Consider the following 20188-nt stretch of genomic DNA (forward strand, 5'->3'; position numbering starts at 1 on the left):
GGCCAGCCTGCTTTGCTGGCAAAAAATCGATGATTGTCAGCTGGATCCGCGACAGCTCGCCTTGCGGGCGACGCGAGCCGGCGTGACGGAGGTGCACGTGCCCGTTGATTTTGATCACGGCCCGGTGGTCGACGATCTCACCCGGCGTACCGCCGAATTTGTGCGGACCGTCGTCATGCCCGAGGAGGAACGCTTCGGGGGCGTTGCCGCGCGCGGCGGCGACGCGATGCGCGCACGGCTCCAGCAGGCAGCCAAGGATGCGGGGATCTTCGCCCCGCACGTACCGGCGCTGTACGGCGGGCACGGCCTGGACATGCGCGGCCGGGCGCCCGTGTTCGAGGAGGCGGGCTACTCGCTGTTCGGCCCGCTGGCGCTGAACATCGCCGCTCCCGACGAGGGCAACATGCACCTGCTCGAGGTCATCGCGACGGCCGGGCAGAAGGAGCGCTACCTGCGGCCGTTGGCAACCGGTGCGGTGCGTTCCTGCTTCGCGATGACGGAGCCCGCGCCCGGAGCGGGGTCGGATCCGACCGCGCTGACCACACGCGCGGTGAAGGACGCGGGCGGTTGGCGGATCGACGGCCGCAAGTGGTTCATCAGCGGCGCGGACGGCGCCGGATACGCGATCTGCATGGCCCGCACCTCGGGCGAGCCGGGGCAGCGCGGCGGGGCGACGATGTTCCTCGTCGACGCGGGCAACCCTGGCATGAAGATCGTCCGTCATATCGAGACCCTGGACGAAAGCCTGTACGGCGGCCATTGCGAGGTGCTGTTCGACGGCTGCATGGTAGCGCACGAGGCTGTGCTCGGCGAGGTGGACAAGGGCTTCGACTACGCCCAGGTCCGCCTCGGCCCGGCCCGGACGACCCACTGCATGCGTTGGCTGGGTATTGCCCGGCGGGCCCAGGACATCGCCGTGGCCAGGGCCGCGGACCGGCGGCTGTTCGGTTCCCGGCTGGCGGAGCTGGGCATGGCTCAGGCGATGATCGCGGATAACGAGATCGACATCGCCGCGTCCCGTGGGCTGATCATGCAGGCCTGCTGGGAGCTCGACCAGGGCCGTTCCGGAGCCCAGTCGACCGCGATCGCGAAGACCTTCACCGCCGAGGCCGTGTGGCGGGTCGTCGACCGCTCGCTGCAGATCTGCGGCTCTCTCGGTATCTCCGGGGATGTGCTGTTGTCGCGCTTCCTGCGCGAGGTGCGTCCCTTCCGCATCTATGACGGACCGTCGGAGACCCATCGCTGGGCGATCGCCCGCCGGGTGGTCCGTCGGCACCATGACAGCCGTCCAGACGCACCATGACGGCTGGTAGCGCCAACCTGTTTCCGGTTGTTGTCCGTGGGCTGCCTGGCCGGATGGTTAACACGAACGGTAACCAACTTGCGGCGAAATTCGCGGAAAATTAGGCCTTGCGGTCACAGGGCGTAGTTCGCTACCGTGGCCGGGCTCTCAGTAGCACCGGGCCGGACGCCGAGTTCTGCCCTCGGCCCGGTGTCCCCTCCTCACCATCGCCAGGGCAGAAGCGGGGGACCCAGGTCCCGCCGGGCGTCGTTGCCACTACGACGTCCTTGGGGTGAAGCCGGCCGCACATCCCGTGCGTGCCGACCGGGCTTCCCGGCCCGAACCCGACAGCTAACCTCGCAGGCGTACGGGAAGGATCATCGTTGCCTGCAGATCAGGCGTGCTCAGATCCGGCCGACACGATTATTTCCCGCCGCGGTCGTCACCGTGCGCAGCCGGTCAAGCCCAGTTTTGGCCGTCGCTCCGCGCGCGCCGTGGTTGCCGCCGCGGCTACCGGTACCGTTGCCCTGACCGCTTTGTCAGCCCCGGCGCTGGCAAACGACACCGGGGCCGACAGCCCGACCGATGCGCCCCAGGCCACCGCCGCCGTGCCGGCCTGGGCCGGTGACACCACCGCCGCGGGAGCCCCCGGGACAGCCCCCGCGGAGCCCGGTCCGGCCACGGGCGCCACGGGCGCCACGGGGGCGGAGGAACCAGCACGTGGGCTGGCGGGACAGCAGGACCAGAACAGCGCGTCAACGCAGCAGGACAGCGCGTCGCTGTCCGCCGGGAGCCTCGGCGAGAAGGTTGTCTACCTGGCATCGAAGCAGGCGGGTAAACCGTATGCGTGGGGCGCGCAGGGCCCGAACTCCTTCGACTGCTCTGGTCTTGTCCAGTACATTTACAAACAGCTCGGCCGCAGTGTGCCGCGGGTGACCGACGCCCAGTACGCGGCGTCGCGGAAGATATCGCAGGATGCCAAGCAGCCCGGCGATCTCATTTTCTTCGGTCAGCCCGGAAACATCTACCATGTGGGAATCTACGCCGGGAACGAAATGATGTGGGCCGCGCCCCACACCGGCACCGTCGTTCGGCTGCAGAAGATTTATTCCGCGAGTTATCTGGTCGGCCGCCTGGGGTGATGACCGGGCCGGACCGCCAGGCGGGTACGCGCCGATCAACGTTACTGATCCGATCAACGATACTGAGGTGAACTGGCTGCTCATGTCCAGTGGAACACTATCCAGCGGAACACACCGAAGAAGTCACCGGAAAATGCGAGGAAAAAGCCACCGGAAGCAGCCCGAACGCAACCGCGGCGCGGTGGCTGCCGCCGCCGGTGTCATCGGCGCGACGGCGGGCATGATGCTGACCGCGAGTCCGGCGAGCGCGAGCCCCGTGGCTCCGCCCAGCACGAGCGCTGTCGCTCCAGGAATTGTTTCTGACGCTGCCATCGCCGGTGCTGGCAGGAACGCGGGGCTGGCTGGCTGCGCCGGGATACCGCTGGGAACCTGGGTCGCGGTCGCACTGGCCGAGTCCGGCGGCAACCCGGACGCGCACAATTCCAGCGGCGAGGATTCCCGCGGACTATGGCAGATCAACATGCGGGCGCATGCGAGCTGGGTCGGCGGGGCGGATCTGTTCGATCCAGCCGTCAACGCACAGGCCGCCAGGCGGGTATGCGACGTGCAGGGCATCGGAGCATGGAGTACGTACACCAACGGCTCCTACCGCCGGTACCTCGGGCGGGGCGCGGCGGCTGCCGCCGCCGCCGGCGCGGGCGGTGACAGCGGCGCAAGCGCTTACCCGGCCGTTCCCAGCGGCCCTGTCAACACTTCTGCCCAGGCCGACGCGCCCGGTGTGGCAATGGCACGACCGGACGCGCCGGCTCCCCGCGTGCAGGCGGTCCGTTACACGCACCGCCTGCGTCCCGGCGTCCGTCAGATTCAGCGGCAATTGGCCGGGTACGGCTACCCGGTCGCGGTGGACGGGAATTTCGGGCCGCGCACCACCGGAACAGTAAAGGCCTACCAGCGCCGGCACGGGCTGGTGGCCGACGGCGTTGTCGGTCCGCGGACCCGCGCCGCGCTGTTCCATTCCGCCGCTTAGTGGTCGTTGAGCGCTCGTTGAGCGGTCGACAAGAGGGGACGCGGCGACGCACGGGCACCCCGGCACCCCGGTCGCCACCTCCGGCGTTATCCCTGCGCATGGGTATCACGCTGGGCATATACAGCTCGCGGCAAAGCGCGGTTTTCCGCAGAAAATCCGCAACGGAGGACATGGATATCTGTGCCCCTGTTGCCGGGCGCTCGTGATTTCCGGTTGACTCCTGGTTCGGGTGTCGTAGATTGAGAGGCTCCGGCAACAGGACTGTCCGGCTCGCGCCGCCCGGGCGGCGCCTCGCGTCGTTGTCGTCGGTCCACGCCCAATACCAGGGCGCATCCTTCCGCGGCCTCGCGATCCATCCACCCGGACGCCGCTGCCTGATCGAACGCTCTGCTGCCGGAGCCTCGCATGGCTGAAAAACGACGACTCGTGGTGGAGGCGATCGAATGGAGCAGCAGCAGGCGCAGCAAGTTGAGCAGTATCTACGGCAGAACTGGCGGGAGATCCGGTATCAGATACTTGACCAGTTCGTCCAGGTGAGCACCGCGGACCTCGAAGCCGTCTCCAGCGTCAACGACCTCGTTCGGCGGATCGCGGACAGATCGCACTATACCGAGCCGTACATCGAGGCACGCCTACGCGAACTGGTCGGTGTCACGGCGGGCACCGGCCAGGCGGCACAGGCCGGCGGCGAGGCCGGGCCAGCGGGCGCCGAAGCCGAGCAGCCGGGCGCCGAAGCCACTGGCGACGAGCAGGCCGAGCCCCTCGGCGGGTCCCGGCAGGCGTTCGGCGGGCCGGAGCAACAGGCGGATTCTGAGTGAGAACAGTCCACGGCTGATCCCGGCCAGGGCACAAGCGCCCTGTTGCCGGGCGCGCATAGCCTCCCGGCGTCGCTCGGGTGGCACGTGTGGACCAGCGCGACATCACGGGCGCGGACGGCGGCGGATGCCGCGCCCAGACCGCGATCATAGCGTCGGTGTGTGCGGACCGGATACACAGAGCACCCCCAGCGGGCCGCCGCTGGGGGTGCCTGCCGGCTTGGGGCCTATGCTCTTCTCTGATCACCATGATGGCCTGTACTGTCACAAACAGCAGCAGACATTCAGGGGGGGCTTAGTTGCTGCGAAGAGGCCATTATTGCCGCACAGTGGGTGAAACGGGCGTTGCCGGGCGAGGCCCGGCCCGATTACGGGCGTTGTTGCCCGCGGCCGGGGCGGCCGTCAGCGTCGTGGGCCTGCTCCTGACACTCGCCCTGGGGTCGTTCATCCTCCGTTGGGGGGTGCCGCCGGTATCCGCGTTTGCCCCACTGGGAGCTGCCGGTGACACCGCCTTTGCGATCCGTGTCGTTGAGCTGCCGGAGAAGGTCGACCGAAGCGTTCTGGGAAATCTGAACACCCTGCTCAAAGGCATACCGGAAACTGGCGGAGCCGTTGTGGTGCGGGTGGCCCGCGCCGCCACGCTGGCCAATGACCCCACCACGCTGACCGATCTGGACTCGATCTTCCGTCGTCGTGCGGTGCTCGCCGTTCAGGCCCTGTCGTCTCAGGCCGTGCCGCTGGCTGGGCCCGCGACAGGCGGTCCAGCGGATCTCGGGACGGCTGGCTCGCTGCTGCTGGCGATTGCCGACCACCGGTTCGCTGACTGGGACCAGGCCCGCGGCGCGCTGTCCCATAACCACGGGCTGGCGCTGTCCTGCGTGAAGGAATGTCAGGAGCAGGTGGCGGGCACCCCGGCGGAACGGACCGCGGGCATGTACACGACCAGCGGTGATTCCTTTTTCCTGGCTGTCGTCCTTGGGCGGGCGGCACAGGTGGAGACGCTGGGTAGCCTGGCCGATCCGGCTCAGCCGTCCGCCAGCCCTTCCCCGACGGCGCAATCACCCGTGACCCCGCCGGGGTCCCCGCCGGCTCAGCCCCATTCGGTACTGTCATCGATACTGTCGACGCTGGCCTATGTGCTGGTTGCGGGCGTGATGCTCGTGCTTGGCTTCGCCATCGGCCGCCGGCGCGGGGACCATGCCGGGGAGGAGCCCGCCAGTGACGCGGACAGCATGGACGGGGGGCGGGCCCAATCACGGCCAGTGTCACCTGTCGCGCCGCCAAACATAGCCGTCAGCCAGCTCGGCACGGTGCATTCCGCTTTTGGCCCGCAGGGTTATGTCGCGGTCGACGGGGGGCTCTACCGGGCCCGATGGATGGGGGGTCCCGACGCGCCTCGGCCCCGCGTCGGCAGCCAGGTGGTGTTGAGGACGCACGAGGTGGATGGGTTGCAGGCGTGGCCGGCGCAAGGCCGCTCCGGGCCTCGTCCATAGCGTGCGCTGAGACATCCGGCGCGGTTCGGAGCCCATGATCGTGTTTTTTCGGCCTACTGGAACTGGGAACGGGGACAGATCACACCATGGCACCTCGTAACAGCCCCGACCGGGCAACGGACCGCCGTCAGCCACGGGACGTTATTGGGAACATCCCCATTCCCCGGCCCAGTCATCGCGTGCTCGTGGTCCTCTGCATGGACACCTCCTATTCCATGCGCGGCGAGGCGATCGACAAGCTCAACGACGCGCTCGCCAGCTGGGCGCGAAGCATGCACGCGGGCGAGAAGATGGCGGCGACCACCGAGTTCGCGCTCATAACGTTTGGCGCCGGGGGAGTGCGCAAGTGGCGTGGGGACGAGAGTTTCGATCCGCGCAGCGACCGGACTCCGTTCGTCCCGGCCCATAGTTTTCGGCCACCGAAGCTGAGCGCTGACGGCGTGACACCGCTGGTCGAGGCGATTCGGCTCAGTATCTCGGTTATCGAAGCACGTAAGCGGCAGCTGGCCCAGGAAAAGGTGACCTGGAAGCGGCCGCTCGTCTGGCTTGTCACCGATGGCAGGCCGACCGACGAGGAGGGGAAGCCGGCGTCGGACTGGCACCCGCTGGCAGGAGAGATTCGCGGCCTGGAGGCTGCTCAGAAGCTTGCCCTCTTCGCGATCGGCATCCCACCCATCGACGATCTGGGCCAGGAAACCCTGCGCGCGTTCGCGCCGGAACGAAACATGGTATACGGCCGGTTCGATTTCAGTGACATCCTGCTGCAACTGGACCGCAGCGTGGAGGATCCCAACTACAAGCTGCGCGGTTACCAGCCGAGGCAGGCGTGACCTCCGGCCGGCAGCCCGCCCGGCAGCCCGCGCCCACGGGAAGAAGCGCGGGCGGCGTCCGGCCCTACCGTTGGCGTATCCGGGGGGCCAGCGTCCAGGGCTATTCACACGTGCGGGAAGGGAAATGGTGCGAGGATTCGTTCGCGCACCTTTCACTGTACGAGCGGGGATCCCTGCCCGACGTCCACGTGCTGGCGGTGGCCGACGGCGCCGGATCCGCCCCGCGGTCAGCCGAGGGATCCCGGCTCGCGGTCGCGATGGCCACCCGGCTGGTGCGCGACCGGATCCACCCCAGCGGCCGGCCCGCGACCGCGCCTGACCTGCGCCAGCTGTTGGCAGCCGCGCATGAGGAAATCGTCACGGAGTTTCGTCGAGTTGTCACCGCGGTCGCCGGGCGGGAGCACATCGGCGAGTTCGCGACGACACTGACGGTTGTCGTGCTTGCCTATCCCCTGATCGGTTATCTGAGCATCGGAGACGGCTTCATCGTCGTCCGCACCGGTGAGGGGGGACAGACCAACCTGCATCTGCTCGACGCCGGGAGCGCTGACCCCGAGCACGCCAGCCAGACGGTCTTCCTGACCTCGGACACGAGCCGGGCTGCCCGGGTGAACGCGGTCTACGACCCGTGGATCACCGGTGTGTTCATGTCGACCGACGGTCTGATCCCCGTCACGCTGCGACGTGACCCGGAGGGCCGGCTGGCGGTGGCTACCGAGCCGGTGATCGACACCGTGCTCGGATTACTCGACGATGATCATTTTGATGCCTCCGGGCTCGTCCAGCTGCTGCTGCGGGAGGCGGTCACGGAAGTGACCCAGGACGACACGACGCTGCTGGTGGCGGTCCTGTGTCGGTGACCGAGATTTTTGTGGACGGACGCAGGCTGACCTGTTCCACTGTCCTCGGCAGCGGAACCGAGTCGATTGTCTACGCCGTGGATGCTGATTCCCGGCAGGCCGTGAAGATCTACCGGGAGCCCGACGCCGAGCGCGGCCGCCGGCTTGAGCACATGCTCCGGGCTTTCACCGCGTCGCAGTTCGTCGAGCCTGGATCCGGCCATCCGGGACTGGTATGGCCGCAGGAACTGGCCCGCGATTCCGCCGGGGCGGTGCTCGGGTACGTCATGCGCCGTTCCAACGATCATCCGCTGAGCACGCTCCTGGAGCACCTCACCCGCCTGACAGTATTCCCGGACAAGGACTGGAGATTCCTGCTGGGGGTGGCCAGCAACCTGGCTCAGCTGGTCGCGATCCTGCATGACCAGGAGATTGTCGTGGGTGATCTCGCGCCATCCAACATCCATGTCCGGGCGGACGGCCTGATCAGCTTTCTTGACTGTGACTCGCTGCAGTTCTCCCATGCCGGCGAGGTGTTCTCATGCCATACCGTTACCCCGGAATACGCCGCACCTGAACTGCTGCCCGAGCTGGCGGGGCCCAAGAGCGTCGCAACGGACAGGTTTACCCTCGCCGTGCTGGTGTGCCAGCTGCTGCTGTGCGGGGACCATCCGTTTCACGGTATTCCGGCTCGGCCGCTGGATGTCGACCCGTCGCCGGAGACGAACATCCAGTACGGCATCACCGTCCTGACGGCGCCGAGCGAGGTCGAGGTTCCGGCCGAGGCGATTGCGCCCAGCGTGCTCCCGCCGCGGGTCGCGGAGCTGGCCAGGCAGGCGTTCGGGGCCGGCCACGCCGTGGCCGGGACGCGCCCCGCCGCGCAGGAATGGGCCGAAGCGCTCGATCTCGCCTGGGCTGATGTGAAAAGCTGTGACGCCCGGCCGGAGCACACCTACAGCGGGCATCTGGCGGAATGCCCGTGGTGCGGGCGGGCCGAAGCGGGCCAGTTCGACCCCTTTCCGCTGTTGACGGACAGCGTTGTGGACGCGTCCGGTACGTCCAGGACGAAGGCCGCCAATGTTTTTCTCGTGGTCGGGGCTCTGCTGATCGCCGTGCTGGTAATCCTGCTCCTCGCGGCCCGATAGCGGCCCGCCTGATGGCAGTCCACTCGATAGCGGCTGTTCGACGGCATTTGGCCGACAGCGCGCCGGCGGGCCGGTGGGCGCGTTCCGATGAGATCGGCAGAAGGAAGTAGCTGTGTACGGTCGAACCACCTTGATTCCCTTCTACCTCGTGGTGGATGTCTCGCAGTCGATGGACGGGCCGCGCCTGGACACGGCGAACCTCATTCTGCGGCGGATCGGGGAGGCGCTGGCGCACGATCCGGTCGCCGCGGCGCGGGTCCGGGTTGGTGTGATTGATTTTGCCGGTGGCAGCCGCACGGTACTTCCGCTCTGCGACCTGCTCGACACGGCGACGCTCCCGCGCCTGGCATGCCGTGATGACGGCACCCGGTATGCGCCCGCGTTCAACCTGCTGCGAGCCACCGTCGACCGCGACCGCCGTCAGCTGGAGGCCGACGGTTTTGCCGTGGGCCGGCCCGGGGTGTTCTTCCTCAGCGACGGCGAGCCCTTCGACGATCCCCCCGGCGCCTGGGAGGCGGCATTTGCGGCGCTGCTCAGGGAGTGCCAGAGCACACCGAACGTCATTCCCTGTGCCGTCGCCGACTCGAATCCAGAAATCATGCGGGCGCTGGCTCATCCGGCACCGACGGTGCCGTTGTTCATACAGAGCCGGTCAGCCAGTCCGGAAAGCGCGATAAAGAACCTGACTGAGATCATCGTACGGAGCGTCGTGGCTTCGGGCCACCAGGAGATGGTTGTGATTGATGAGACGGACGTCCATGCCCTTGACACGGTTATCGTCGATCCACCCGAGTCCTGGATCGATCCGGACAGCCGGTACTGAGCGGGCGGCATGAGATGGCAGGATGCCGCTGTCGCGCGGCAACAACTCGGCCGGGTCGAGCCACTGGGCCGCGGCGGCCAGGCGCGCATTTACCGGCTGCCCGATTTTGATCTCCCTGGGGTGGCTGTGCCACTCGTCTACAAGGAATATCATTCCGCCCTGGGGCGGGTGCCGCCCCAGGGCATGGCCAACATCATCGCATTGCGGCTGGCTTTGCCGGCGGAACAGCGTCTGTGGTTTGACACGCATCTGACCTGGCCGCTTCGCATCGTCGTCGACAACGGTGATGTCCCCGCCCGGGCGAGGGTGGCCGGGGTTGTGATGCGGCTCATACCCGATGCGTTCTTCCAGCTGTTCCCGACACCGGCGGGGCGGCCGGAGCGCCAGCCGAACGAGGCGCGATCGCTGTTCGTCGACCCCGCCCGGCTACGATCTATCGGCCTGCCGCTCCCGAGCCGCGCGCAGCGCTGGTGGCTGTGTCTGCGGCTGGCTTATCTCGTGGCGTTTCTGCACAATCAGGGCATTGTTTTCGGTGATATCTCCGCCCGTAACGTCCTGTACCGCCTGTGGCCGACTCCGGACGTGCTTCTGGTGGACTGTGACGCGGTGCGAAAGGTCGGCAACGCGCCGGTCGTCGATCAGGGGCACACGCCGGACTTCTTTCCCCCCGCGGCGCATGAGCCCCAGTCGATCAGTTCCGATCTGTTCAAGCTCGGCCTGTTCATCGTCCGTGCCCTCGTGCCCGGCCGAATGGTCACCGCCGATGACGCCGTGGCCGCCGCCGGCGGTGTGCTGGACCGGACCGGCGTCGACCTGCTGCGGGCCAGCGTCTCCGGCGACCCGCAAGCCCGTCCCGCCGCGCTTGTCTGGTACCGGTACCTGCGATCCGGCGCGGGCTCGCATCCCACGACAGCGCCACTTGAGGACTGACTCGCCCGGCATGGGTGTGGCTCATTTTAGTCAACGGTGTTGACGGCGTTGGGCGTGCTATTTGATCTTTATTCTGACCGGCCGGCAGTGATATACCCATCATCCTGGGAGATCGAACGCCGTACCTGGAGCATGCCTTGTCCCACGATGCGAGAGGATCGCCGTATGGATGTTGGAGATCGGGTTGGGGATCTGTCGGGGACCGACGAGACAGGTGCGGTGCTGCGCCTGGCGGACCTGCTGGCCAAGGGCCGGTTGGTCGTCTTTTTCTATCCGGCGGCGATGAGCTACGGCTGTACCAGGGAAAGCTGCCATTTTCGCGATCTGGCGGACGAGTTCGCCGCGTTGGGCGCCGCTGTCATCGGGATCAGTGCCGACGATGTCACCCGGCAGGCCGCGTTCAGCGCGAAGCATTCTCTCGGTTTCCCGCTGGTCGCCGACACCAGCCGCGCACTTGCGCGGGCATTCGGTGTCCAGCGCAGGGCAGGGCCGAACAAGCGCGTCACCTTCGTCCTGCGGGCGGACGGCACGGTGCTTGCGCGCATCGGCTCCGAGCTGTCCATGAACCGGCATGCCGATGCCGCTCTGGATGCGCTGCGTGCCGACACCGCGTAGCTTTCAAGCTGCGGGCTCAGCGGTGGCGGTACGGGCGCTGGTGGCGGCTGTGGTGCGTAGGTTCAGTTCCCGCATGAAGAAGGAGAGCACGAAGGCGGCAAGCCCGATCGGGACCGTCCAGAGGTAGGCGTGGTCCATGCCATGGGTGAACGTGACGAGCGGTCCCGCATGGGGACCGTAGCGTTCGATGTCGCCGGCCACGTGCGAGCGCTGGTAGGCGATGATGATCGCGCCGAGGCTGGAGGCGCCCACCGCGCCGCCGAGCGTCCGCAGAAACGTAACGGCTGAGGTGGCGGTGCCGAGGTCCGCGATGTCGACACTGTTCTGCGTCGCCAGGACGGTGTTCTGGATGAACAGGCCCAGGCCGAAGCCGACGACGAACAGCATCGCGGACAGGAGCCAGCCGTTGGTGCCGACGCGGATGAGCGTGAGTAGGGCCATGCCCGCCGTCATGACCCCGGTGCCGGCGATGATGAAGATCTTGTAACGGCCCAGCTTGGTGACCAGCCGCCCGGAACCGACCGAGGTGATGAGCATCCCGGCGAGCAGCGGCAGTAGCCGCAGGCCCGACAGGGTGGGGCTGCTGCCGCGCACCAGCTGCAGGTACTGCGGCATGAAGATGATCGCGCCGAACATGATCGCGCCGGTGATGAGGGACAGCGTGCTGGTCACGCGGAAAACCGCGTTGCCGAACAGCCGCGGCGGCAGTATCGGCTCAGCGGCCCGCTTCTCCCAACCGGCGAACCCGACGATGAGGGCAAGCCCGGCGATGGCCACGATGAAGATTGTTTGTGTTATCCGAGCCTGTTGGCCGGCATCCTGCACGGCGATGAGAAACAGCGATACTCCGCCGACGAGCAGGAGGGCGCCGAAAATGTCCAGGCGGGCCGTGCGCCGCGCATAGTCGATTGTCAGCACTCTGCGTATGACGATGAGCGCAACGATGCCGACGGGGATGTTGACGTAGAACACCCACCGCCAGGAGGCCTGGTCGACGAGGAAGCCGCCGATCAGCGGGCCGAGGATGCTGGAGGCGGCGAACATCGCTCCGAAATAACCCTGGTAGCGGCCTCGCTCGCGGGGGGAGATGACGTCGCCGACGATGGCGAGCGCCAGTGAGATCAGACCGCCGGCCCCCAGGCCCTGTACGCCTCGGAAGATGATTAGCTGGATCATGCTCTGGCTGAGCCCGGCCAGCGCTGATCCCAGCAGGAAGATGACGATGGCGATCTGAAAGATTTTTTTTCTGCCGTAAAGATCGCCCAGCTTGCCGTAGAGCGGAGTGCTCGCCGTCGAGGTCAGCAGGTAGGAGGTCACCACCCAGCTGTAGAGGTCGGGGCGGTGGAAGTCCTCGCTGATCCGGGTCAGCGCCGTGGAGATGATTGTCTGGTCGAGGACCGCGAGCAGCATGCCGAGCATCAGCCCGGACATGATGGTCATGATCTGCCGGTGCGAGTACGCGGCGACGGCCTCGTCCGGTCCCGGGGCGGATTGCGGGGACGGCGTCTCGATGGTGGTGGCAGTCAAGGAATGCTGACCTCCCGGTAGAGGTGAGACGCCTGCGGGCGTCGCGCGGGCGATGCCTCGTGAGTATCTGTCATCCAGGCGATGAGGCGACCGCGGTGCGTGAAAAATTTGTTGCTGTATACAACTTTACCATAGGGGGCGCCGCTGAGGGTTTCTTGATCAAAAGTGTCTTTGATCAAATTCTGGTGATCGGCCCCGGTGGCGCGGGCCGCGTTGATATGATCATCATGGTGTTTCGGTAACGGATGAGTAACGGAGAGCGGTTCTAGTGGCACCCGCCTGACCGTCGGCTCACCCGTCCAGCACCACCCGTCCAGCACCGCTGGTCCGGCCGGAATCCACCCATCGGTGCACATGGAGGCTTGTCATGGTCGCGACCACCCACCACACGACGCTCATCATCGGCGGTGGCAGCGCCGGGGTTTCCGTGGCGGCTCGACTACGGCGTGCCGGTATCACCGACGTCGGTCTTGTCGAGCCAGCCGACACCCACTGCTACCAGCCACTGTGGACGCTCGTCGGGGGTGGGTGCGCGCCCCTCGCGAGCAGCGTCCGCCCCCAGGCCTGCGTCATGCCCGCTGGCGTCGCATGGGTCCGGGACCGCGCCGAGACGATCGACACCGACAACCAGGTCGTGACCACTGCTGGCGGTACCCGGATCGGCTATGAATATCTTGTCGTCTGCCCGGGAATCCAGCTCGACTGGACGGCGATCCCCGGCATGGGGGAGGCGGTCACCACCCCGTGGGTGTCAAGCAACTACACCTATGAGCTCGCGCCGAAGACCTGGGAGATAATCCGCTCACTGCGTTCGGGCACCGCTGTGTTCACCATGCCCGCCGGGCCGATCAAGTGCGGCGGCGCGCCCCAGAAGATCGCTTATCTGGCCTGTGACTACTGGCGTCAGCAGGGTGTTCTCGACGACATCCGGGTCGTGCTCGTGCTGCCCACCCCCAGCCTGTTTGGTATCCGGGAGTTCGCGGACGTGTTGGCGAAGGTCGCGGCCCGCTATCGCATCGAGGTCCGGGTCAGCAGCGAGCTCATCGAGGTCGACCCGGATGCGCGCCGTGCTGTCGTCATCGACCGTGTCACTGGCGCCACCGACGACATCGGTTACGACCTGATGCACCTCGTCCCGCCGCAGAGCGCGCCAGACTGGATCAAGAAAAGCCCGTTGGCGGACCCGACTGATCCAGCTGGGTACGTCTGCGTGGACAAGCACACACTGCAACACACGCGTTACCCCAACGTGTTTTCCCTCGGGGACTCCAGCGGCTCGCCGAACGCCAAGACCGGAGCCGCGGTCCGCAAGCAGGCTCCTGTCGTGGTCGCGAACCTCCTGTCGGTCATGACCGGTCAGCCGGCCGCGCGACAGTATGACGGTTATGCTTCGTGTCCGCTGACCACCGCGCGGAACAAGATGCTGCTCGCGGAGTTCGACTACAGCATGCGGCCCCATCCGACCTTCCCGCCGCGCCTGGTCAACGCGCAGAAGGAACGTCGCGACATGTGGTACCTCAAGCGCTATGGCCTGCCGCTGATGTACTGGAACCTGCTGCTCAAAGGCCTCGCCTGAGAGCGTGTGTGAGATCGGGCTCTCGATCAGTGAGCCGGAATGACGATCGCACACGCGCTCTGAGAGCCTGCCTGCCTGACGACCCGCGCGGCTGGGCTCCCGTGAGGACCCCCGCCAGCCTGACCTGGCCAGGGATCCCCACGGGGGGTCGACTCTGTCGGGACTAGACCAGATCATCCCCGGGTGCGATGCCCGCAAGGAGCGCGCGGACCTCGGCTTCCTGATAGCGGCGGTGGCCGCCGAGGGTACGGATCGAGGTCAGTTTCCCAGCTTTGGCCCACCGGGTCACCGTCTTGGGGTCCACTCGGAACATGGTGGCCACCTCGGCAGGTGTCAGCAGCGGAGCGGATTGTGGTGTTCGTGTCGTTGCCACACAGCCTCCCATCACAGAACGTCGATGTGTAATATACACACGGTTCTTCCTTCGAGGGCAATTCGGGCATGGCACGTCGGGGTCATGTGGTGACTAGTCCGGGCGCGTCCACGGTGGGAAAACTACTCTCGGTAATTATTCGGTGGGATCAGCCGGGGGTATGCCTACCAAAGGTCACCATGCCGCTTCTTTTGGTCAGGCAAGGGGTCGTGAGGCCGGGCGTCCGGTAGCCGGTACTTTAGTGATGCCGGCGGTACCTTCCAGGTACTTCGGGCCGTCGGTGCGGGCCCGCCCGGATTCGGCTTTTATGGACTTTTCGTTTTTCGACCGGTCACCATGGGCACGGGTCAGCGCACTGGATGGGAGATAGATGGGCAGCGTGTCCGTAACGGGAGGCTCGATGGGTCGCGACGAGCGGCGACGGACTCGGACCGTGACGACCGGTGCCACGCTCGGTCTGCTGTTCCTGCTCGGTGGATGCGGCGGCTCCACGCCTGCCGTGCCCCCGCCGTCGGTGTCAGCGGCTGGCGCCTCCTCCGTCGCGGCCCTGCCCGCCGATCTGCCGACCGATCTGCCCACCGATCTTGATGTGGCCCGGCCGGCGGTCCCGACGGCGACGGCAAGCGCGGCGGCCAGCGCGAAGACGGGGCTCGCCGCGCTGCAGGGAACAGCCGTCCCCAAGCACTTCCCGTTTCCCAAGGGCGCGACGCCGACGGTCCTTGCCTCCGAGGGCACCGGAGTGACCCTCGCGTTGAGCGGTGTGACCGGGGACGCGGCGATCCGGTACTACCGGCAGGCGATGCCCGCCGCCGGCTATACCTTCCAGCAGCAGATCAAGTCCGACAGCTCGATGGAACTGATCTTCACGGGATACAATCAGAACGTCAGGATCTCCTCGGACGCTGCCGCCGGTGCCCAGAGCGTCACGCTGGTCTTCGGCCCGCAGTAGCGTCGCCGAGACCCGCGGTCAGCCAAGGCGTGAGCCGCACAGCGGCGTGGGCGGGACGGGCTGGAAGCGGCTGCCGTCCGGGCTGACCTGTAGAAACGTGTAGCAACGGTTGAGCTGACCGAAGCCGGTGGCGAAGTCCACCGGAGCGGGCAGCAAGCCGTGCGCGTTGTAGTCGTGCACCCCCCGCAGCGCGGTGATGAAGCGCTGGCGGGTCGGGCAGTACCCGGCGTCGGCGAGCCCGCGCAGGAACATGTCGGCCGAGATCCAGCCGGAGAGCGCGGCCTGTTGATTCGGTGGCTGCAGTTGCGGCGCGTAAGAGGGCACGGCTCGGAGGAATTCCTGATGCGCGGGTGTGCCGGTTTCAAAGGGGGTGTAGTCGACGAAGATGTAGACACCGGCGAGGGCGTCGCCGAAGGTGCGCAGAATGTTCTGGTCGTAGCCGGTTGGTGAGAGAATGATCCGTAATCCGGCCCGGGCGGCCCGGGCGGCCGCGACGACCTGGCCGAAGGAGATGGCGGTCACGGCCCCGACGAGGACGTCCGCTCCGCTGGCCTTGATACGTCGACCGACGTCGGCGGCATCGATGGGGCCTGTCACGTCGAGGTTGCCGACGACTCGGACACCCGCTGACCGCAGGCTCGCGGTCAGTTCGTCGGCGAAGCTGAGCGACGTGGCGGAGAAGGCCGCCTGCGCCACGACGGCGCTGTGGCCGCCATGCGCGGCGACAAAGTCACCCCAGGTTGTGATGGACGCGTTGTTGGCGATCAGGTTGGAGTAGCTGAACATGTTGTCGTAAATTGTCCATGCTGTTTCCAGGGATGTACCGGTGACCGGTATCCCGCGGTCGTGCAGAAATGCGGCTGAACCGCTCGCCACCGAGGTCGATTCGATGATTCCGAAGACGTCGTCGGTGTCGACCAGGGCACGGGCCGCGGCAAGGTTGGCAGCGGTTTGTGATTCGTCGTCGCGCCAGGTGTACGTTATCTTTCGGCCATTTATGCCACCAGCGCTGTTCACGACGCCCAGGCGGGCGTCAACACCCGCGCGGAAAGGGAGGAAGAGCGACGCCACGTTTCCGGTATCGGGATACAGTAGTCCCAGCTTGATCTGGTCCCTGGTTACTCCGGGTTCCCGGCAGTCAACGGCCGCGGCTGGTCCGGTCGATGCGTTCCGGGCGTCGCAGGCGAGGAGCATGACCGTGATTCCGATGCACAGGCCGGCCATGGCTATGGCCGGCCGCCCGTATCCACGGCGTGCGGGCGGCCTTCTATCACGTGATCCCGCAGCAATTCGTCGCACCCCACCAAACTAGGCGGTCACCGGCGCCAGCCGTGGTAATTAACACGACTGGCATCCTTCGTGCTCCGTCGCCTTATGATCGTCCGTTCGCGTGCCCGGCCGTATGGGGCGGCTGCCTCACCCGAAGTTGCACCGACCGCCGCCGCGACCGAAGCCGGGCTGGGCGACGTCGAAGTCCACCCGGTTGTTCGCACCGGTGATGCGCTGGAGATCATAGATGCACTGGTGGCCGGTGGCGGTGTCGTCAACGGTGACGCGCTGCGCCCCGGCGTACATCGCTCCGGTGGTCCAGCCGGGGGCACCAGAGCTGTAGGTGACCGCGAATGAGGAGATCGGGTATCCCGCGGACGAACGGGCGTCGCCGCCGAAGACCGTGAACCTGATCTCGTTCTTGGCGGGTGTGGCCCCGCCCCTGGTCACGTTTCCGGTGATCTGGGCGGTGCCCGGGTCCGCCAGGGTGGCGAGCCTGATGGTCCCCACGTAGGCGGAGTAGGTCCAGCCGTTCGCCCGGTGGTTGAACCGGTCGACGTAGAAACGGGAGTGCACGTACTCCTGGTCACGGGTGACGTCAGGGTAGAACTCCAGCGAGAGCCCGGCCGTGCGCGCCCCCCAGCCCGTCCGCAGCGAACCGCCGTTGACCAGGTCGGGCTGTGTGTCGGGCATGAAGTAGCCGTGCGGGAAGAGGATTCCGTTGCCGGCCGCGAAACGCGTGTAGGTGGCGTAGCTCCCGCGCACCTCGCAGGCATTCACAAAGGTGTCACCGGTACCGGTCTGAGGGTTGAAGTTCTGGCACGGTAGATATGGCTGGGCGGTTGAGCCGAGGACGAGGTCCGCGCCCACCGCACCCGAGATCGTAGCCGGCCGTCCGTTGCGGTCGGTGAAACCACTGAACGGAATGGCGACACCCAGGCCGCGAGAGGTGTCGCCACCGTACTGAGTGGAGTCGGCCGCTTGCGCCGGGGTGGATTGACCAAGCAGGATTACCGTTATCATCGATGTCAGCATGAGTGCCGCGACGCGGCGGCCCCTGGCTGCGCCGGTCACGCCGGCTGCTGTTCGACCGGACGCCGGGAAAAATGCCCGCCGGCTGACCGGCTGGCGTGTGCGTGTCATTCTCCGCCTTGTCCCTGGGTCGCGATACCGGGCCTGCCGGTGGCGGGCCCGAAGTCCGTCGGTGAGATTAGGGCGGGGTTGCAAAATCCGTATTCCGGGCTGATGAACAACAGGTACGCACTGGCCTGATGTGACAGGAAAAACAGGCATCTTTGTTTACTCGGGGTATTTCTGTCTGGTTCCGCACGCGAGTATCCCCGGGAGGGCGTGCCGCGGGCTGCCCGAGGGTGCTGGGAGGACAGCCTGGCCTGGCGGCCTTGTACTACGTTAGTCAACGCTGTTGACGATGCTTCGTGCTAAAAATGATCTTGCAACACACTGGCAAACTAACCCCATGGTAAGCAACAACCCAACCGTCAATGACACAACAACACCCACATCCGTCGCATCTGATCACCTTTCGCTACCTGACGTAACCGCGCAGGACGAGGTTGTGGAGATCTGCCGGGACCTGCTGCGGATCGACTCGGTGAACCGGGGGAGCGGTGACGGCAACGAGCGGGCCATCGCCGAGTATGTTGCCGCCAAGCTCACCGAGGTCGGCCTTGATGCGACCGTGCTGGAATCCGAGCCGGGCCGTGCCAGCGTCATCGCCAGGGTCGAAGGGGCTGACCCGAGCCGGGCGCCGCTGCTCATCCACGGTCATCTCGACGTGGTACCGGCGGATCCGGCGGACTGGCGGGTGCATCCCTTCGCGGGCGAGATCCTCGACGGCTGCCTGTGGGGCCGGGGCGCCGTCGACATGAAGGACATGGACGCAATGACCCTCGCGGTCATTCGTGATCTTGTCCGGTCCGGCCGCCGCCCACCGCGTGACCTGGTTCTCGCCTTTGTGGCCGACGAGGAGGCTGGCGGAGTCCTGGGCGCCCGTTGGCTGGTCGACAATCATCCGCACCTGTTCGCGGACTGCACCGAGGCCATCAGCGAGGTCGGTGGCTTCTCCTACACGATCTCCGACGACCTGCGCCTTTACCCCATCGAAACGGCCCAGAAGGGCATCGCCTGGATGAAGCTCACCGTTGCCGGCCGGGCCGGGCACGGATCAATGATCAACGATGACAACGCGGTCACCGCGCTGTGCGAGGCGATCGTGCGGCTGGGCCGCCACCGGTTCCCGATCGTCTTGACCCCGACCGTCCGGATGTTCCTCGACTCCGTCGGCGACGCACTCGGCATCGACGTACACGCCGAGGACCTGGAGACCACAATCGCCAAACTGGGGCCGATCGCCCGGATGATCGGAGCCACGATCCGCAACACGGTGAACCCGACGCAGCTCGACGCCGGTGAGAAGGTCAACGTCATCCCGGGGGAGGCCACCGCCTATGTCGACGGCCGTTTCCTGCCCGGCCAGGAGGAGGAGTTCCTCCGCCAGATCGATGAACTGATCGGCCCGGCGGTCCGCCGTGACTGGGTCGTCTACGACCAGGCGCTGGAGACCGGGTTTGACGGACCGCTGGTGGACGCCATGGCCAGCGCGCTGCGGGCCGAGGACCCGGCCGCCCGAGCCGTCCCCTACATGCTCTCGGGCGGCACGGACGCCAAGTCCTTCTCTCGGCTCGGAATCCGCTGCTTCGGTTTCTCCCCACTGCTGCTGCCCGCGGGCCTGGACTTCGCCGGGATGTTCCACGGCGTGGATGAGCGGGTGCCGGTCGAGTCGCTGCGTTTCGGCGTCCGCGTCCTCGACCGCTTCCTCGCCGCCTCGTAACCGCGTATAACCGCGTACGGTCGCCTCACCATCGCCGGACGGGCGTTCTCGGCATCATCACAACGACACCCCAACGCCCATCGGGCTTGCCGACGGTCCGCCACGGCCCTGGGCCTGACCGCGGCCGCGTGGACGATCGGGGCCACGGCCGGGCCCAGGGCCGGGCTACCCGGTCAGCCGGTGGCCGGGTCCGGGGTGACGACGAGCAGAAGGTCACCGACCTCGACCGAGACGCCGGACGAACGGAGCAGCTCGACGACGGTTCCCGGATGCGGGCTGGTGACGGCGGCCTCCATCTTCATGGCCTCGATGGTCGCGAGCCGATCACCTTGGCCAACATGATCACCAACAGTGACTGTGTAGGTGACCAGGCCGGGCAGCCCGGCGGGAATCTGCGCCGGATCACCCGGATCAGCACGCCGAGCGGCCGTGGACGCCGGTGCGATCGAGTTGTCCCGTACCGACACAGGCCGTGGCTGTCCGTTGACCCGCAGATAGAGGGTGCGCATGCCCGCGTCGTCCGGCCCACCGATGTCGTGTAGTTCGACGATGGTTTCGACACCCGGTTCAACCGTGACAACCACTGGCTTGCCCGGCGTGAGACCGTAGAAGAACTCCTCGGTGGGGATCGCCGAACTGTTGCCGTATGCGGCCAACGCCGCGGCGTAGTCCCGCCACGGACCCGGGAACAGCAGCCGGGACAGCGTCTCACGCCGGCCGGCGCCGCGGAGCGCGGCGGCGTCTGTGGCGCTGAGCTCGGCC

20 protein-coding genes and 1 riboswitch are annotated in these 20188 nt (G+C 66.9%); of the genes, 14 read left to right on the forward strand and 6 right to left on the reverse strand.

Going from position 1 to position 20188, the window contains the following annotated elements; genetic code table 11:
- Nucleotides 1–97 precede the first annotated feature (97 nt).
- The 11 genes from MJ785_RS03045 to MJ785_RS03095 all read left to right on the forward strand — a co-directional run bounded on the left by MJ785_RS03045 (nt 98) and on the right by MJ785_RS03095 (nt 10881).
- Complete coding sequence (locus MJ785_RS03045; protein WP_239310458.1) at nt 98–1303, forward strand: acyl-CoA dehydrogenase family protein; 1206 nt, start codon at nt 98–100, stop codon at nt 1301–1303.
- Nucleotides 1304–1500: 197 nt separating this feature from the next.
- A riboswitch (cyclic di-AMP (ydaO/yuaA leader) is annotated at nt 1501–1662 on the forward strand.
- A 3-nt stretch (nt 1663–1665) separates the two neighbouring features.
- Nucleotides 1666–2424: a C40 family peptidase gene (locus MJ785_RS22120; RefSeq protein WP_370651603.1), complete on the forward strand. Its 759-nt coding sequence runs from the start codon at nt 1666–1668 to the stop codon at nt 2422–2424.
- A 133-nt stretch (nt 2425–2557) separates the two neighbouring features.
- Nucleotides 2558–3391 carry a peptidoglycan-binding protein gene (locus MJ785_RS03055; RefSeq protein WP_239310459.1) on the forward strand — a complete coding sequence of 278 codons (834 nt, stop codon included), beginning with the start codon at nt 2558–2560 and terminating at the stop codon, nt 3389–3391.
- A 443-nt stretch (nt 3392–3834) separates the two neighbouring features.
- Nucleotides 3835–4209, forward strand: a complete 375-nt coding sequence (locus tag MJ785_RS03060; protein WP_239310460.1) for a hypothetical protein — start codon at nt 3835–3837, stop codon at nt 4207–4209.
- 326 nt (nt 4210–4535) lie between these two features.
- Complete coding sequence (locus tag MJ785_RS03065; RefSeq protein ID WP_239380010.1) at nt 4536–5699, forward strand: hypothetical protein; 1164 nt, start codon at nt 4536–4538, stop codon at nt 5697–5699.
- A 215-nt stretch (nt 5700–5914) separates the two neighbouring features.
- Nucleotides 5915–6529 carry a hypothetical protein gene (locus tag MJ785_RS03070; protein ID WP_239310462.1) on the forward strand — a complete coding sequence of 205 codons (615 nt, stop codon included), beginning with the start codon at nt 5915–5917 and terminating at the stop codon, nt 6527–6529.
- The gene (locus tag MJ785_RS03075) at nt 6526–7389 is read left to right on the forward strand and encodes a PP2C family serine/threonine-protein phosphatase (RefSeq protein ID WP_239346687.1); all 864 of its coding nucleotides are present in this window, start codon (nt 6526–6528) and stop codon (nt 7387–7389) included. The genes MJ785_RS03070 and MJ785_RS03075 overlap by 4 nt, the downstream gene beginning before the upstream one ends.
- A complete protein-coding gene (locus MJ785_RS03080; RefSeq protein ID WP_239310464.1) occupies nt 7380–8513 on the forward strand; it encodes a hypothetical protein in 1134 nt (377 codons plus the stop codon). The genes MJ785_RS03075 and MJ785_RS03080 overlap by 10 nt, the downstream gene beginning before the upstream one ends.
- Before the next feature lie 112 nt (nt 8514–8625).
- Nucleotides 8626–9336, forward strand: coding sequence for a VWA domain-containing protein (locus tag MJ785_RS03085; protein ID WP_239310465.1), 711 nt, complete (start codon nt 8626–8628; stop codon nt 9334–9336).
- 9 nt (nt 9337–9345) lie between these two features.
- Entirely contained in the window at nt 9346–10266 is a 921-nt protein-coding gene (locus MJ785_RS03090) for a hypothetical protein (RefSeq protein WP_239310466.1), read from the forward strand.
- Between the two features lie 165 nt (nt 10267–10431).
- Entirely contained in the window at nt 10432–10881 is a 450-nt protein-coding gene (locus MJ785_RS03095; RefSeq protein WP_239310467.1) for a peroxiredoxin, read from the forward strand.
- Nucleotides 10882–10884: 3 nt separating this feature from the next.
- Here MJ785_RS03095 and MJ785_RS03100 read toward each other — a convergent pair whose 3' ends face one another.
- Together MJ785_RS03100 and MJ785_RS03105 are read right to left on the reverse strand one after the other, a co-directional pair.
- Nucleotides 10885–12408 (reverse strand): MDR family MFS transporter, encoded by a 1524-nt coding sequence (locus MJ785_RS03100; protein WP_239310468.1) that lies wholly within the window; start codon nt 12406–12408, stop codon nt 10885–10887.
- The gene (locus MJ785_RS03105) at nt 12405–12683 is read right to left on the reverse strand and encodes a hypothetical protein (RefSeq protein WP_239380011.1); all 279 of its coding nucleotides are present in this window, start codon (nt 12681–12683) and stop codon (nt 12405–12407) included. Before MJ785_RS03105 ends, MJ785_RS03100 begins: the two co-directional genes overlap by 4 nt.
- 92 nt (nt 12684–12775) lie before the next feature.
- Between MJ785_RS03105 and MJ785_RS03110 the strand changes: the two genes are divergently transcribed.
- Entirely contained in the window at nt 12776–13984 is a 1209-nt protein-coding gene (locus MJ785_RS03110; RefSeq protein WP_239310470.1) for an FAD/NAD(P)-binding oxidoreductase, read from the forward strand.
- A gap of 163 nt (nt 13985–14147) precedes the next feature.
- Here the strand turns inward: MJ785_RS03110 and MJ785_RS03115 are convergent, their stop codons facing one another.
- The gene (locus MJ785_RS03115; protein WP_239310471.1) at nt 14148–14357 is read right to left on the reverse strand and encodes a BldC family transcriptional regulator; all 210 of its coding nucleotides are present in this window, start codon (nt 14355–14357) and stop codon (nt 14148–14150) included.
- Nucleotides 14358–14757: 400 nt separating this feature from the next.
- Between MJ785_RS03115 and MJ785_RS03120 the strand changes: the two genes are divergently transcribed.
- Nucleotides 14758–15306: a hypothetical protein gene (locus MJ785_RS03120; RefSeq protein ID WP_239346682.1), complete on the forward strand. Its 549-nt coding sequence runs from the start codon at nt 14758–14760 to the stop codon at nt 15304–15306.
- 18 nt (nt 15307–15324) lie between these two features.
- Here MJ785_RS03120 and MJ785_RS03125 read toward each other — a convergent pair whose 3' ends face one another.
- Both MJ785_RS03125 and MJ785_RS03130 read right to left on the reverse strand, forming a co-directional pair.
- Nucleotides 15325–16530, reverse strand: a complete 1206-nt coding sequence (locus tag MJ785_RS03125; protein WP_239405019.1) for an ABC transporter substrate-binding protein — start codon at nt 16528–16530, stop codon at nt 15325–15327.
- A 192-nt stretch (nt 16531–16722) separates the two neighbouring features.
- Nucleotides 16723–17598: a hypothetical protein gene (locus MJ785_RS03130; protein ID WP_370651611.1), complete on the reverse strand. Its 876-nt coding sequence runs from the start codon at nt 17596–17598 to the stop codon at nt 16723–16725.
- Nucleotides 17599–18052: 454 nt separating this feature from the next.
- Between MJ785_RS03130 and MJ785_RS03135 the strand changes: the two genes are divergently transcribed.
- The gene (locus MJ785_RS03135; RefSeq protein WP_239310533.1) at nt 18053–19426 is read left to right on the forward strand and encodes a M20/M25/M40 family metallo-hydrolase; all 1374 of its coding nucleotides are present in this window, start codon (nt 18053–18055) and stop codon (nt 19424–19426) included.
- A 173-nt stretch (nt 19427–19599) separates the two neighbouring features.
- Here the strand turns inward: MJ785_RS03135 and MJ785_RS03140 are convergent.
- A partial coding sequence (locus MJ785_RS03140; RefSeq protein WP_305039881.1) for a biotin/lipoyl-containing protein occupies nt 19600–20188 on the reverse strand: 589 nt, incomplete at its 5' end.

It is taken from the genome of Protofrankia sp. CiT1 (genome assembly GCF_917627335.1).
Lineage (GTDB): Bacteria > Actinomycetota > Actinomycetes > Frankiales > Frankiaceae > Protofrankia.

Coding starts and splice junctions, on each gene's coding strand:
- MJ785_RS03055 (WP_239310459.1), top strand. CDS start 2,558: ATGCGAGGAAAAAGCCACCGGAAGCAGCCCGAACGCAACCGCGGCGCG.
- MJ785_RS03060 (WP_239310460.1), top strand. CDS start 3,835: ATGGAGCAGCAGCAGGCGCAGCAAGTTGAGCAGTATCTACGGCAGAAC.
- MJ785_RS03070 (WP_239310462.1), top strand. CDS start 5,915: ATGCGCGGCGAGGCGATCGACAAGCTCAACGACGCGCTCGCCAGCTGG.
- MJ785_RS03090 (WP_239310466.1), top strand. CDS start 9,346: ATGAGATGGCAGGATGCCGCTGTCGCGCGGCAACAACTCGGCCGGGTC.
- MJ785_RS03095 (WP_239310467.1), top strand. CDS start 10,432: ATGGATGTTGGAGATCGGGTTGGGGATCTGTCGGGGACCGACGAGACA.
- MJ785_RS03110 (WP_239310470.1), top strand. CDS start 12,776: ATGGTCGCGACCACCCACCACACGACGCTCATCATCGGCGGTGGCAGC.
- MJ785_RS03120 (WP_239346682.1), top strand. CDS start 14,758: ATGGGTCGCGACGAGCGGCGACGGACTCGGACCGTGACGACCGGTGCC.
- MJ785_RS03125 (WP_239405019.1), bottom strand. CDS start 16,530: ATGGCCGGCCTGTGCATCGGAATCACGGTCATGCTCCTCGCCTGCGAC.
- MJ785_RS03130 (WP_370651611.1), bottom strand. CDS start 17,598: ATGATAACGGTAATCCTGCTTGGTCAATCCACCCCGGCGCAAGCGGCC.
- MJ785_RS03135 (WP_239310533.1), top strand. CDS start 18,053: ATGGTAAGCAACAACCCAACCGTCAATGACACAACAACACCCACATCC.